This window comes from Escherichia sp. TW09308, assembly GCF_000208565.1.
GTDB classification, from domain to species: domain Bacteria; phylum Pseudomonadota; class Gammaproteobacteria; order Enterobacterales; family Enterobacteriaceae; genus Escherichia; species Escherichia marmotae.
Map to the genome: position 1 here is coordinate 191222 of NZ_AEME01000001.1, position 14107 is coordinate 205328.

Annotated in this window: 11 protein-coding genes and 2 tRNA genes; 11 read left to right on the plus strand and 2 right to left on the minus strand. The window is 52.6% G+C overall.

The genetic code is table 11. The features are described from left to right. Positions 1-48: 48 nt before the first annotated feature. The 11 genes from ESM_RS0101035 to ESM_RS0101085 all read left to right on the plus strand — a co-directional run bounded on the left by ESM_RS0101035 (position 49) and on the right by ESM_RS0101085 (position 13868). Complete coding sequence (locus ESM_RS0101035; protein WP_000032963.1) at positions 49-3792, plus strand: nitrate reductase subunit alpha; 3744 nt, start codon at positions 49-51, stop codon at positions 3790-3792. Next, on the plus strand, positions 3789-5327 hold the full coding sequence (gene narH, locus ESM_RS0101040; RefSeq protein WP_000702663.1) for a nitrate reductase subunit beta: 1539 nt from the start codon (positions 3789-3791) through the stop codon (positions 5325-5327). The genes ESM_RS0101035 and narH overlap by 4 nt, the downstream gene beginning before the upstream one ends. Beyond that, the gene (gene narJ, locus ESM_RS0101045) at positions 5324-6034 is read left to right on the plus strand and encodes a nitrate reductase molybdenum cofactor assembly chaperone (RefSeq protein WP_000571675.1); all 711 of its coding nucleotides are present in this window, start codon (positions 5324-5326) and stop codon (positions 6032-6034) included. The genes narH and narJ overlap by 4 nt, the downstream gene beginning before the upstream one ends. Next, positions 6034-6711 carry a respiratory nitrate reductase subunit gamma gene (gene narI, locus ESM_RS0101050; protein WP_001160120.1) on the plus strand — a complete coding sequence of 226 codons (678 nt, stop codon included), beginning with the start codon at positions 6034-6036 and terminating at the stop codon, positions 6709-6711. The genes narJ and narI overlap by 1 nt, the downstream gene beginning before the upstream one ends. A gap of 251 nt (positions 6712-6962) precedes the next feature. Further along, positions 6963-7970, plus strand: coding sequence for a 3-oxoacyl-[acyl-carrier-protein] synthase III C-terminal domain-containing protein (locus tag ESM_RS0101055; RefSeq protein ID WP_010375753.1), 1008 nt, complete (start codon positions 6963-6965; stop codon positions 7968-7970). Then, a complete protein-coding gene (locus ESM_RS0101060; protein ID WP_000699365.1) occupies positions 7967-8983 on the plus strand; it encodes an NAD-dependent epimerase/dehydratase family protein in 1017 nt (338 codons plus the stop codon). The genes ESM_RS0101055 and ESM_RS0101060 overlap by 4 nt, the downstream gene beginning before the upstream one ends. Beyond that, on the plus strand, positions 8961-9767 hold the full coding sequence (locus ESM_RS0101065) for an MBL fold metallo-hydrolase (protein WP_001074136.1): 807 nt from the start codon (positions 8961-8963) through the stop codon (positions 9765-9767). The genes ESM_RS0101060 and ESM_RS0101065 overlap by 23 nt, the downstream gene beginning before the upstream one ends. Further along, entirely contained in the window at positions 9764-11050 is a 1287-nt protein-coding gene (locus tag ESM_RS0101070; protein ID WP_000612539.1) for a F390 synthetase-related protein, read from the plus strand. The genes ESM_RS0101065 and ESM_RS0101070 overlap by 4 nt, the downstream gene beginning before the upstream one ends. Next, entirely contained in the window at positions 11047-11664 is a 618-nt protein-coding gene (locus ESM_RS0101075) for a phosphatase PAP2 family protein (protein WP_010375759.1), read from the plus strand. Before ESM_RS0101070 ends, ESM_RS0101075 begins: the two co-directional genes overlap by 4 nt. Beyond that, positions 11657-12784, plus strand: a complete 1128-nt coding sequence (locus ESM_RS0101080; RefSeq protein WP_001281649.1) for a sterol desaturase family protein — start codon at positions 11657-11659, stop codon at positions 12782-12784. Before ESM_RS0101075 ends, ESM_RS0101080 begins: the two co-directional genes overlap by 8 nt. Further along, entirely contained in the window at positions 12771-13868 is a 1098-nt protein-coding gene (locus ESM_RS0101085) for a fatty acid desaturase family protein (protein ID WP_001048213.1), read from the plus strand. The genes ESM_RS0101080 and ESM_RS0101085 overlap by 14 nt, the downstream gene beginning before the upstream one ends. Before the next feature lie 16 nt (positions 13869-13884). Here the strand turns inward: ESM_RS0101085 and ESM_RS0101090 are convergent. Both ESM_RS0101090 and ESM_RS0101095 read right to left on the minus strand, forming a co-directional pair. Then, positions 13885-13969 (minus strand) — tRNA-Tyr (locus ESM_RS0101090). A 21-nt stretch (positions 13970-13990) separates the two neighbouring features. Continuing rightward, a tRNA-Tyr gene (locus ESM_RS0101095) sits at positions 13991-14075 on the minus strand. Positions 14076-14107 lie beyond the last annotated feature (32 nt).

The window sequence follows — 14107 nt, forward strand, 5'->3', positions numbered from 1 at the left end:
CAATGTCGATTTATCAGAGAGCCGACAGGCTCCCACAGGAGAAAACCGATGAGTAAATTCCTGGACCGGTTTCGCTACTTCAAACAGAAGGGTGAAACCTTTGCCGATGGGCATGGCCAGCTTCTCAATACCAACCGTGACTGGGAGGATGGATATCGCCAGCGTTGGCAGCATGACAAAATCGTCCGCTCTACCCACGGGGTAAACTGCACCGGCTCCTGTAGCTGGAAAATCTACGTTAAAAACGGTCTGGTGACCTGGGAAACCCAGCAGACTGACTATCCGCGTACCCGTCCGGATCTGCCAAACCATGAACCTCGCGGCTGCCCGCGCGGTGCCAGCTATTCCTGGTATCTCTATAGCGCCAACCGCCTGAAATACCCGATGATGCGCAAACGCCTGATGAAAATGTGGCGTGAAGCGAAAGCGCTGCATAGCGATCCGGTTGAGGCATGGGCTTCTATTATTGAAGACGCCGATAAGGCGAAAAGCTTTAAGCAAGCGCGTGGACGCGGTGGTTTTGTTCGTTCTTCCTGGCAGGAAGTGAACGAACTGATCGCCGCGTCTAACGTTTACACCATCAAAAACTACGGTCCGGACCGTGTTGCTGGTTTCTCGCCAATCCCGGCAATGTCGATGGTTTCTTACGCATCGGGTGCCCGCTATCTCTCCCTGATTGGCGGTACTTGCTTAAGCTTCTATGACTGGTACTGCGACCTGCCTCCAGCTTCTCCGCAAACCTGGGGTGAGCAGACTGACGTGCCGGAATCTGCTGACTGGTACAACTCCAGCTACATCATTGCCTGGGGTTCTAACGTTCCGCAGACCCGTACTCCAGATGCTCACTTCTTTACCGAAGTGCGTTACAAAGGCACCAAAACCGTTGCCGTAACGCCTGACTATGCTGAGATCGCTAAATTGTGCGACCTGTGGCTGGCACCGAAACAAGGCACCGATGCGGCGATGGCGCTGGCGATGGGCCACGTAATGCTGCGTGAGTTCCATCTTGATAACCCAAGTCAGTATTTCACCGACTATGTGCGTCGCTACACCGACATGCCGATGCTGGTGATGCTGGAAGAACGCGATGGTTATTACGCTGCGGGTCGTATGCTGCGTGCCGCTGATCTGGTTGACGCGCTGGGCCAGGAAAACAATCCTGAATGGAAAACCGTGGCCTTTAATACGCAAGGCGAAATGGTCGCGCCGAATGGTTCTATTGGCTTCCGCTGGGGCGAGAAGGGCAAATGGAATCTGGAGCAACGTGACGGCAAAACCGGCGAAGAAACCGAACTGCAACTTAGCCTGCTGGGTAGCCAGGATGAGATTGCTGAAGTGGGCTTCCCGTACTTTGGCGGCGACGGCACTGAACACTTTAACAAAGTGGAACTGGAAAACGTTCTGCTGCACAAACTGCCGGTGAAACGCCTGCAACTGGCTGATGGCAGCACCGCGCTGGTGACTACGGTTTATGACTTGACGCTGGCAAACTATGGCCTGGAACGTGGTCTGAACGACGTCAACTGCGCAACCAGCTATGACGATGTGAAAGCCTACACTCCGGCCTGGGCTGAGAAGATCACCGGTGTCTCACGTTCGCAAATTATCCGTATAGCCCGTGAATTTGCTGACAACGCTGATAAAACGCACGGTCGTTCGATGATTATCGTTGGTGCCGGTCTGAACCACTGGTATCACCTCGATATGAACTATCGTGGTCTGATCAACATGCTGATTTTCTGCGGTTGTGTCGGTCAGAGCGGCGGCGGCTGGGCACACTACGTAGGTCAGGAAAAACTGCGTCCGCAAACCGGCTGGCAGCCGTTGGCGTTTGCTCTTGACTGGCAGCGTCCGGCACGTCATATGAACAGTACCTCTTATTTCTATAACCACTCCAGCCAGTGGCGTTATGAAACCGTCACGGCGGAAGAGCTGCTGTCACCGCTGGCGGATAAATCCCGTTATACCGGCCACATGATCGACTTTAACGTGCGTGCTGAACGTATGGGCTGGCTGCCATCTGCTCCGCAGTTAGGCACTAACCCGCTGACCATCGCACGTGAAGCAGAAAAAGCCGGGATGAATCCGGTTGACTATACGGTGAAATCCCTGAAAGACGGTTCCATTCGTTTTGCTGCGGAGCAGCCGGAAAACGGCAAAAACCATCCGCGTAACCTGTTCATCTGGCGTTCTAACCTGCTGGGTTCTTCCGGTAAAGGTCACGAGTTTATGCTCAAGTACCTGCTGGGGACGGAACATGGTATCCAGGGCAAAGATCTGGGGCAGCAGGGCGGAGTGAAGCCGGAAGAAGTGGACTGGCAGGACAACGGTCTGGAAGGCAAGTTGGATCTGGTGGTGACGCTGGACTTCCGTCTGTCGAGCACCTGTCTCTACTCCGACATCATTTTGCCGACTGCAACCTGGTACGAAAAAGACGACATGAATACTTCGGATATGCATCCGTTTATTCACCCGCTGTCTGCGGCGGTCGATCCGGCCTGGGAAGCGAAAAGTGACTGGGAAATCTACAAAGCCATCGCGAAGAAATTCTCCGAAGTGTGCGTTGGTCATCTGGGTAAAGAAACCGACATCGTCACGCTGCCGATCCAGCACGATTCTGCCGCTGAACTGGCGCAGCCGCTGGATGTAAAAGACTGGAAAAAAGGCGAATGCGACCTGATCCCAGGTAAAACCGCACCGCACATTATGGTCGTAGAGCGCGATTATCCGGCAACTTACGAACGCTTTACCTCTATCGGTCCGCTGATGGAGAAAATCGGCAACGGTGGTAAAGGTATCGCCTGGAACACCCAGAGCGAGATGGATCTGCTGCGTAAGCTCAACTACACCAAAGCGGAAGGTCCGGCGAAAGGCCAGCCGATGCTCAACACGGCGATTGATGCGGCAGAAATGATCCTGACGCTGGCACCAGAAACCAACGGTCAGGTGGCCGTGAAAGCCTGGGCGGCACTGAGTGAGTTTACTGGTCGTGACCATACGCATCTGGCGCTGAATAAAGAAGACGAGAAGATCCGCTTCCGCGATATTCAGGCACAGCCGCGTAAAATTATCTCCAGCCCGACCTGGTCTGGTCTGGAAGATGAACACGTTTCTTACAACGCCGGTTACACCAACGTTCACGAGTTGATTCCGTGGCGCACGCTCTCTGGTCGCCAGCAGTTGTATCAGGATCATCAGTGGATGCGTGATTTCGGTGAAAGCCTGCTGGTCTATCGTCCGCCGATCGACACCCGTTCGGTGAAAGAAGTGATGGGGCAGAAATCCAACGGTAATCCGGAAAAAGCCCTCAACTTCCTGACGCCGCACCAGAAGTGGGGGATCCACTCCACTTACAGCGACAACCTGTTGATGCTGACCTTAGGTCGCGGTGGCCCGGTGGTCTGGCTGAGCGAAGCTGATGCGAAAGAGCTGGGTATTGCCGATAACGACTGGATTGAAGTCTTCAACAGCAACGGTGCGCTAACTGCCCGTGCGGTTGTCAGCCAGCGTGTTCCGGCAGGGATGACCATGATGTACCACGCGCAGGAACGTATCGTTAACTTGCCTGGTTCAGAAATCACCCAACAGCGTGGGGGCATCCATAACTCGGTCACCCGTATTACGCCGAAACCGACGCATATGATCGGTGGCTATGCCCATCTGGCATACGGCTTTAACTACTATGGCACCGTAGGTTCTAACCGCGATGAGTTTGTTGTAGTGCGTAAGATGAAGAACATTGACTGGTTAGATGGCGAAGGCAATGACCAGGTACAGGAGAGCGTAAAATGAAAATTCGTTCACAAGTCGGCATGGTGCTGAATCTCGATAAGTGCATCGGCTGCCACACCTGTTCAGTTACCTGTAAAAACGTCTGGACCAGCCGCGAAGGCGTGGAGTACGCGTGGTTCAACAACGTTGAAACCAAGCCGGGTCAGGGTTTCCCGACCGACTGGGAAAACCAGGAAAAATATAAAGGCGGCTGGATCCGTAAAATCAACGGCAAACTGCAACCGCGCATGGGTAACCGCGCCATGTTGTTGGGTAAAATCTTCGCTAACCCGCATCTGCCGGGGATCGACGATTATTACGAGCCGTTCGATTTTGACTATCAGAACCTGCATACCGCGCCGGAAGGCAGCAAATCGCAGCCGATTGCTCGTCCGCGTTCGCTGATTACTGGCGAACGGATGGCGAAAATCGAAAAAGGGCCGAACTGGGAAGATGACCTGGGCGGCGAATTTGACAAACTGGCGAAAGACAAGAACTTCGACAACATCCAGAAGGCGATGTATAGCCAGTTCGAAAACACCTTCATGATGTATCTGCCGCGCCTGTGCGAACACTGTCTGAACCCGGCATGTGTGGCGACCTGCCCGAGCGGTGCGATCTACAAGCGTGAAGAAGATGGCATTGTTCTGATCGATCAGGATAAATGCCGTGGCTGGCGTATGTGCATCACCGGATGCCCGTACAAAAAAATCTACTTCAACTGGAAGAGCGGTAAGTCTGAGAAATGCATTTTCTGTTATCCGCGTATTGAAGCGGGTCAGCCGACCGTGTGTTCAGAAACCTGCGTGGGTCGTATCCGTTATCTCGGCGTGCTGCTGTACGATGCGGACGCTATTGAACGTGCAGCCAGCACCGAGAACGAGAAAGATCTCTACCAGCGCCAACTGGAAGTGTTCCTCGATCCGAACGATCCGAAAGTCATTGAGCAGGCAATTAAGGACGGTATTCCGCTGAGTGTTATTGAAGCGGCACAGCAGTCGCCGGTTTATAAAATGGCGATGGAGTGGAAGCTGGCGCTGCCGCTGCATCCGGAATATCGCACGCTGCCGATGGTCTGGTACGTTCCGCCTCTGTCACCGATTCAGTCTGCGGCAGATGCGGGCGAACTGGGTAGCAATGGCATTCTGCCAGACGTTGAAAGTCTGCGTATCCCGGTTCAGTATCTGGCGAATCTGCTGACCGCCGGTGATACCCAACCGGTGCTGCTCGCGCTGAAACGTATGCTGGCAATGCGTCATTACAAACGAGCTGAAACCGTTGACGGTAAAGTCGATACCCGTGCGCTGGAAGAGGTCGGTCTGACCGAAGCTCAGGCGCAGGAGATGTACCGTTATCTGGCGATTGCTAACTATGAAGATCGCTTTGTGGTGCCGAGCAGCCATCGTGAACTGGCGCGGGAAGCTTTCCCGGAGAAAAATGGCTGCGGTTTTACCTTTGGTGACGGTTGCCACGGCTCAGATACGAAATTTAATCTGTTCAACAGCCGCCGTATCGATGCCATCGACGTGACCAGCAAAACGGAGCCGCATCCATGATCGAACTCGTGATTGTTTCGCGCCTCCTTGAATATCCGGATGCTGCCTTGTGGCAGCATCAACAAGAGATGTTTGAGGCTATTGCCGCGTCGGAAAACTTACAGAAAGAAGATGCCCATGCGCTGGGCATTTTCCTGCGTGATTTAACCGCGCTTGATCCGCTGGATGCGCAGGCGCAGTACAGCGAACTGTTTGACCGTGGTCGCGCCACATCGCTACTGCTGTTCGAACATGTTCATGGCGAATCCCGCGATCGTGGCCAGGCAATGGTTGACCTGTTGGCGCAGTACGAGCAGCACGGCTTGCAGCTAAATAGCCGTGAATTGCCGGATCATCTGCCGCTGTATCTGGAGTATCTGGCGCAGTTGCCGAAAAGCGAAGCGGTAGGGGGCTTGCAGGACATTGCGCCGATTCTGGCGTTGCTGAGTGCTCGTCTGCAACAGCGTGAGAGCCGCTACGCGGTGTTGTTTGATTTGCTGCTCAAACTGGCGAATACCGCTATCGACAGCGACAAAGTGGCGGAAAAAATTGCCGATGAAGCACGCGATGATACGCCGCAGGCGCTGGATGCCGTCTGGGAAGAAGAGCAGGTTAAGTTCTTTGCTGACAAAGGCTGCGGTGATTCGGCAATCACTGCCCATCAACGTCGCTTTGCGGGTGCCGTCGCGCCGCAATATCTGAATATCACCACCGGAGGACAGCACTAATGCAATTCCTGAATATGTTCTTCTTTGATATCTACCCGTACATTGCAGGGGCGGTCTTCCTGATTGGTAGCTGGCTGCGCTATGACTACGGGCAGTACACCTGGCGCGCGGCGTCCAGCCAGATGCTGGATCGCAAAGGGATGAACCTGGCGTCGAACCTGTTCCATATCGGGATTCTGGGGATTTTTGTCGGTCACTTCCTCGGTATGCTGACGCCGCACTGGGTTTACGAAGCGTGGCTGCCGATTGAAGTGAAACAGAAAATGGCGATGTTTGCTGGTGGTGCCAGCGGCGTGCTGTGCCTGATTGGTGGTGTGCTGTTACTGAAACGCCGTCTGTTCAGCCCGCGCGTGCGTGCAACCACTACCGGAGCAGACATCCTGATCCTGTCACTGTTAGTCATCCAGTGTGCGCTGGGTTTGCTGACCATTCCATTCTCCGCTCAGCATATGGACGGTAGTGAGATGATGAAACTGGTTGGTTGGGCGCAGTCAGTAGTGACCTTCCACGGTGGCGCTTCTCAACACCTCGACGGCGTGGCGTTTATTTTCCGTCTGCACCTGGTGCTGGGGATGACTTTATTCCTGCTGTTCCCGTTCTCGCGTTTGGTACACATCTGGAGCGTACCGGTAGAGTATTTGACGCGTAAGTATCAGTTGGTGCGTGCTCGCCACTAAGCCAGAAAAATAAGTCGTCTGGCGCAAAATGGCAAAGTGCCTGATGCGCTGCGCTTATCAGGCCTACGAGAATTCTGCAATATATGGAATTAGCTCATTTTTGTAGGCCTCACGCCGCATCCGGCATAACGCAGAGTACGTTGTCAGCCTGCTGAAATTGCCAGTTACACACTGTCAATTTTTTCGGATTGTAGGGAAACGTATCCCACCTCTATGATATGTCCCCCTGGAGCAGTGAAGGAGCACTGACCGTGGATCGACCTAATCAACCGACGATCTCCGCGGCGTTAAAAATAATCGCCACGGGGATCGCCTTACCACCGAATAAAATCACTTCTCAACAACTGGATGTTCAGCTAAATAAACCTGCGGGCTATGTTGAGCGACGTTCCGGCATTTGCTGGCGTTATTTCGCCAGTAACGACGCCAGTCAGGCCGAACTGGCAGCAGAAGCTTTGCATAATGCGTTGTCGACTGCTGCGTTAAAACCGTGTGATATTGATCTGTTAATTTGTGCGTCAGCCGTTGCTGTACAGGCATTACCCTGTAGCGCAATTCATATTCTCAAAGCCGCAGCCATGCCTGCAGGCATTGCCGGGTTTGATATCAACAGCAGTTGCGTTAGCTTTATTTCTGCACTGGAAGTGGCTGCCGGATTATTAAACAGCGGAGCATATCGGCGGATCGCCATCGTTTCGGCGGATATCGCTTCACGCGGTATTGACTGGAACCATGAAGAATCGTCATTAATTTTTGGTGATGGTGCGGCGTGCGCGATTGTTGAGCGGGGCAATGGTCGCAGCGGGATTATTGCCAGCCTGATCGAAATGTACCCCGAAGGCAGCGAACTATGTGAAATACGCGCTGGCGGCACGCGGTGTAATCCACGCTCAGGCGTCAGTAACAGCGACTTTCTTTTTCATATGCAGGGGAAACCGCTGTTTCGTTTTGCCTCTTCGCTTATTGAAGATTATTTTTCGCGCTTACTGCAAAAAAGCGACCTGCGACTGAGTGATATCGGCACGGTCGTTCCTCACCAGGCCAGTCATCTATCCCTTGAACATATGCGAAAACGGCTGCAAGTGCCGGGACCCGCGCTCGTCGATGTCTACCGTTTCTACGGCAATCAGGTGGCGGCCTCTATACCCACAGCGCTGCATGAAGCGGTGATTAGCGGTCGTTTCACTGCAGGTAGACCTGCGATGTTGATTGGCACGGCAGCAGGATTAACACTGGCTGGTCTGGTGCTTTTACCGTGAAGATCCTCGTGACGGGGGCAACCAGCGGCCTGGGGCGAAATGCCGTGCAATATTTGTTGCAATCGGGTGTGTCGGTAGTGGCGACAGGGCGAAATTGCGAGGTCGGTAAAAATCTGACAAGCGCAGGCGCACAGTTTGTGGCTCTCGATTTAACCCTGGCAACTGAGGATGATTGCGCACGGCTGGTAGAAGGCTGCGATGCTGTCTGGCACTGTGCGGCGAAGTCTTCGCCCTGGGGCAACAAAACGGCATTCTGGCTCGCCAATGTCAAAGCGACCCACACTCTGGCACAGGCGGCAGGCAGGCTGAGGATCCCCCGGTTTATCCATATCTCTACGCCTGCGGTTTACTTTGATTTTCAACATCACTATGACTTGCAAGAAACCTATCTTGCGCGAGCATTCTCCAGCCATTACGCCCGCAGTAAATACGCCGCTGAGCAGGCTATTGCCAGGGCAGTAGCTCAATATCCTGCCACGAGGTTTATTCTTTTGCGTCCCCGTGGTTTGTTTGGCCCTCATGACCAGGTGATTGTTCCCCGTCTGATGCAGCAACTGCAACAGGGCGGCGGCTGCTTACGTTTGCCGCGGGGTGGTGAAGCGTTACTGGATCTCACTTTCGTGCAGAACGTGGTGTATGCCATGCAACTGGCAACGCAGGTTGCAGGCTTACGCTCGGGCAGTATTTACAACATCAGCAATCATCAGCCGCAGAAATTATCTGTAATGCTTGACGCCTTGCTGCACCAGCAATTGGGCTTGAGCTACCGAATTGCTGCCGTTCCCTGGCCATTGCTTTCTGTGGTTGCGCGAGGCCTGGAACTGTACGGGAAATGCGTTAATCAGGAACCTGTCATCACACGTTACAGCGCCGGAACACTCTGTTTTGATATGACGCTGAGTGCGCAAAAGGCCATTACAGAGCTGGGATATCACCCGCGCTTTTCGATGGAACAAGGTATTGCAATCACGGGACAATGGCTGAGGGAACATGGCAAAAATAACCGCATTTGAAACGGGCTGGTGTACACATATTGGCTGTATTGCGCTGAAAGGGGCAGGGCTGAAAGTGTGTAAATTCCCCGCCCGTGCGTGGCTGCTGGAAGCGGGTGAGAAACGCTGGCTGTGGGACACTGGCTATTCTTCGTGGTTTGCACATTACACGCAAGCCGGCGTATTTCGCTTTTATCGTCAGGTCACTCCGGTATATTTCGATCCGCAACAAGCGCTGGTACGGCAACTCTCCGCACAGGGACTGATGGCGAAAGATGTTGATACGATTATTCTGTCGCATTTTCACGCCGATCATATTGCTGGCCTGCGAGATTTCCCTAATGTCGCCTGCATCTGTTCTGGTGAAGGCTGGCGGCAGGTAAGAACTCTGCGTGGTGTCGCTGCGCTGCGCCAGGCCTTTGTGCCAGGGCTAATCCCGGAGAGTTTTGAGTCCTCACTCCGTTTTATTGAAAGTTTTGAAGCGGTAAGTTTGCCCGCACAACTGGCACCGTTTGAGCATGGTTACTTGCTACCAGAAAGCCGTGGTGAAGTCATTCTTGTACCGCTGCCGGGCCATGCTGCCGGACACATTGGGGCGTTTGTTCTTACTGATGACGGCTGGATTTTACTGGCTGCCGATGCCGCGTGGGCACCTGCTAGCTATCGGGAACTGCGTGGGCCGTCACCGCTGGCGCATCTGGTTATGTCTGACAGCCACGCCTACTACCGCACGCTTGGGCAATTACATCAGCTTTGGCAAAACGGCGCAGTGGATATTCGATTATGCCACGAGGGGGAACTATGATCCCGCTGATGTTGCTCTGGCGCTACTTTCGTACCCGCAGGCTGCATTTTACCGATCGTCAGGCGCTGGAAAACTGGCAGGCAAAAAGGTTGCATTTGTTCCGGCAAAATACCTTGTCTAAAAGTCTGTGGTTTCAGCGTTATCTGGCGTTGCCCTTTAACCAGTGGCCATTGATGGACAAAGCGTTAATGATGACGCATTTCGATGAGATGAATACCGCAGGTTTAAAGCGCGATGAGCTTCTCGCCTGTGCGATGCGCAGTGAGCAGAGCCGTGATTTTAAACCCTGTGTTGGCAAGTTCAGCGTTGGACTTTCATCTGGCACATCGGGGCGTCGTGGGTTTTTTGTCGTTAGCCCACAGGAGCAGCAGATTTGGGCCGCAGGTGTGCTGGCAAAAGTGTTGCCCGATGGATTGTTTGCCAAAGAGCGAGTAGCACTGTTTCTGCGAGCAGATAACAACCTCTATCAAAGTGTGAATAATCGCTGGTTAAGCCTCGATTTTTACGATCTGTTAGCGCCATTCCAGGCGCAAACCAAACGGCTGGAACAACGTTCGCCTACGATCATTGTCGCACCAGCTCAGGTATTACGCGCACTCGCGCTGGCGGTCATTGCGGGAGATCTGACGCTGAAGGTCAAAAAAGTGGTTTCGGTGGCGGAAGTTCTGGAGCCGCAGGACAGGGAATTACTGCGCAGCGTGTTCAGCAATGTGGGCGAAATTTATCAGGCGACAGAAGGGTTTCTCGCTTCTACCTGCCGTTGTGGCACGTTACATCTCAATGAAGAATTTATTCACATTGAACCACAATGGCTGGATGAACGCCGTTTCGTACCGATCGTCACTGACTTTACTCGCACCACACAACCGGTGGTGCGTTATCGACTTGATGACGTGTTGGTGGCAAGCGAACAGCCATGCCCCTGTGGCTGCGCGACAATGGCGATTGCGCGTATCGAAGGGCGGCAGGATGATCAACTGCAACTGCCGACAAGATCTGGTGATGTTCAGACCGTTTTTGCCGATGCCTGTAGTCGTGTGCTGGCGATGACGTTGCCGCTAACAGCCGATTATCGACTGCTACAAACCGGAGCAGCACAGTTGACGTTATTAGCTGATTGCGAACTGCGGATGCTGGTGCATTGTCGGGAGGCGTTGAATGCCTTGTTTATGCGCCAGAATATCGCGGTAGAGCAACTGATATGGTCGCTGGAATCGCAAACTGTGCCCGTTGCTTTTACAGCCAAGCGGCGGCGGATTGTGCGTCAGTGGGGGCGGGAATGAGCAATCTGTTGCGACGCCTGAAACAGATGCTGTTTGGCTGGGGAACTGTTGGGGTTATCTACAACTTTAGCGATCGCCTGCAAGGTGAGGGATGTCAATTAACGCCTTCCGTGATTGATAATCTGATTCCATTTTCCCCTTCAGCCGTGTGGTTGTATCTCTCGTTTTTTCTTGTTGTACCGTTAGGCTATTTATCAACACCACTTTCCCACCTGCGCTGGCTGGCCCGGTCAATGCAACTTTCGGCACTGGCGGCTGGTGTGTTTTATCTTCTCTGGCCCACAACAATGCAATATCCCCCGTTTGTGCAGTCTGGGGTATCTGCGGGTGCACTAAACGGGCTGATAGCGATTGACTCAAGCCAGAACTGTTTCCCTTCTTTACACGCTGCGCTCACTCTGTTGACAGTATGGGCAATAGCCAAAAAGGGGAACCGTTGGCTGACGCTGATGAGCGTGGTTTGGGCGATAGCTATCGCCTTTTCAATTCTGCAATTACGCAGGCATTTATTTATTGATTTAGTCGGTGGCGTGATGTTGGCGTTGATTTGCGGTTGGATAGCTGCGTGGCTGGATATGCGCGACAGGCGAGAAAGGAATATGAATCATGAGTGACTTATTAACCCCTATTATCCTGATGATGTTATTTGTGTTAGTCGAAGCCGGAGTATTGCAAGTATCAGGACGACAGAAAATCGACTGGCTGGACGTTATTTTCAATATCAACTCCGGACATATGATGCTGTGGCTATTTCGCTGCCTGGAAGTGCTCTGCTATAGCCTGGTGGTCAATCACTTTAGCTTTGGGCTGTTTGATAATGCGCCCGTGATCCTGCTGTGGCTGTTTACTTTGCTGGTGTGGGATTTCGGTTTTTACTGGCTACATCGATGGCATCACGAGGTGCGCCCGCTGTGGGCGGTTCATGTAGTGCATCATCAGGGGGAACACTACAACCTGTCATTAGGTGTACGTAACTCGTGGTACTCCTCATTGACCTCAATTCCGTTTTTTATGCTGCTGGCGCTGCTTGGAGTACCACTAAGTGTCTTTCTGGCAGTTTCCATCGCACATTACAGTTGGCAGTTTTTTAACCACAATGCGCTAACGCCGAAACTGGGTTGGCTGGAAAAGGTGCTGATCACGCCTTCTCACCATCGCATCCATCATTTGAATGAAAAACAATATGCCGATACCAATTACGGTGGCACCTTTTTGTTGTGGGATAAACTTTTTGGTTCGTATAGCGCCGGGCCGGATCATGGCAATGTTGCCTATGGCGTAAAAAATAGTCGATTATCCTGTAATCCGATGCGCGAAAGTAATCTGCCTTTTTTACGCTTAATGGGGTTTCACTCTGTTGGCAAAGCGATTGAACGCCGATACCAGAGTTCTCCGTGGGCTGTGGGTGCAGGGGTTATTCTGCTGTTTATGATGGTGCTGGGCTACATCCAGCAATATGGCTATGGCATTGAGTATATTACCAGTGAGCAGGCTGTATTATTCGTGTTACTGGTGGCAGGCTCAGTAGCTCTGGGGGGCATGGGCGATGGACAACGTTGGGGAATGATTTTGTGGTGCTCTGTGACGTTGTCACTGCTTTATTTTATTCTTTATATGTGTTCATGGAGCACTCTGCTCTGGAAGGGATTAGCTGGCGTTTTGCTGGCCCATTGTGTGTTATTCGTGAGTGGTGTGGGGCGTAAGTCGCTAAGGAAACACTATGAACCTGTTTAATCCCAACAGGTTAATCACTTTTCCTGCCGATGATCCGCACCTGGTAAAACAGTTGCAAAAGGGTACGAAAGCGTATCTGGCAAAATCAGGTGATCATCGATATGCCGACGGATGGGCATTCGCCAAAATGGTGACACTGATTATTGCTTGCCTATCCTGTTATTCACTGGCGTTGTCTCAAAGCCAGTGGGTGTTATATCTATTGTGGTATCTGGCGATGATATTTTGCGCCATGTTGTTAGCAGTCAATGTGGTGCATGACGCTTCGCACGATGCATTTTTGCGTGGTAAAAAGGCCAATGCCTGGCTTAATCGGGTGGTTGCTTTTCCGATGGGGCTTGATCCTGACTGCTGGCGGGTGCGCCATGTACGCTTTCATCACGGTTTTACCAATATCGAATTTTACGATCCTGACACCGCAGAAAATGGCATTCTTCGCCAGACGCCATGGCAACGGTGGCGACCTTTTATGCGCCAGCAACATCGCTACTGGCCGCTGGTCGCGGCGCTAACCTTTCCCTGGTATATCTGGGTAGTGGACTGGCTCGATCGTGGAGGGTTCACGCCGGTAACGCCACATCTGGCATTGCGTGGTTTTACTGGCTGGGGGTATTTTTTAGGCGGCAAACTGGCGCATTTCGCCATGTGCCTGCTGCTTCCTTTCTGGCTATTGTCCGATGTGTTTAGTTTTAGGGCTATTCTGCTGATTTATTTGCTCAGTCAAATGCTCGCTTCTCTGATCTTTGTCATGCTGATCATAGGAACACATTGGGCAAAGGGGAATACCCAGTTGCCGCCAGAAGAGGGGAAAATAGCAGTGGGCAGGCTGGCTCATACTTTCGCTACAACCTTTGACTGGACGCCACAACCGGCATCGCTTGGTTATTGGTTGGGCGGGATTAATTTGCATCTTACCCATCATCTTTTTCCCCACTGGAATCATCGCCACTATCCGGCGTTAAGTCGCATTATTGCGGATATCGCAAAGCAGAAGGGGCTGGATTACCAGTTACTGACGTTATCGGATTTGTTGGGGCTACAGCAGCAATTTTTACGGCGAATGGGTGAGAAGCCTAAGAATTGAGATAAGAACTAAGTGATGGTGGTGGGGGAAGGATTCGAACCTTCGAAGTCGATGACGGCAGATTTACAGTCTGCTCCCTTTGGCCGCTCGGGAACCCCACCAGGGGAAAGTAACGCTTGAGATGGTGGTGGGGGAAGGATTCGAACCTTCGAAGTCGATGACGGCAGATTTACAGTCTGCTCCCTTTGGCCGCTCGGGAACCCCACCACGGGGTAATGCTTTTTACTGGCCTGCTCCCT

Bases quoted from the DNA above. Each gene is read 5' to 3' on its own strand.
- ESM_RS0101035 (WP_000032963.1), top strand. From the start codon at position 49: ATGAGTAAATTCCTGGACCGGTTTCGCTACTTCAAACAGAAGGGTGAA.
- narH (WP_000702663.1), top strand. From the start codon at position 3,789: ATGAAAATTCGTTCACAAGTCGGCATGGTGCTGAATCTCGATAAGTGC.
- narJ (WP_000571675.1), top strand. From the start codon at position 5,324: ATGATCGAACTCGTGATTGTTTCGCGCCTCCTTGAATATCCGGATGCT.
- narI (WP_001160120.1), top strand. From the start codon at position 6,034: ATGCAATTCCTGAATATGTTCTTCTTTGATATCTACCCGTACATTGCA.
- ESM_RS0101065 (WP_001074136.1), top strand. From the start codon at position 8,961: ATGGCAAAAATAACCGCATTTGAAACGGGCTGGTGTACACATATTGGC.
- ESM_RS0101070 (WP_000612539.1), top strand. From the start codon at position 9,764: ATGATCCCGCTGATGTTGCTCTGGCGCTACTTTCGTACCCGCAGGCTG.
- ESM_RS0101075 (WP_010375759.1), top strand. From the start codon at position 11,047: ATGAGCAATCTGTTGCGACGCCTGAAACAGATGCTGTTTGGCTGGGGA.
- ESM_RS0101080 (WP_001281649.1), top strand. From the start codon at position 11,657: ATGAGTGACTTATTAACCCCTATTATCCTGATGATGTTATTTGTGTTA.
- ESM_RS0101085 (WP_001048213.1), top strand. From the start codon at position 12,771: ATGAACCTGTTTAATCCCAACAGGTTAATCACTTTTCCTGCCGATGAT.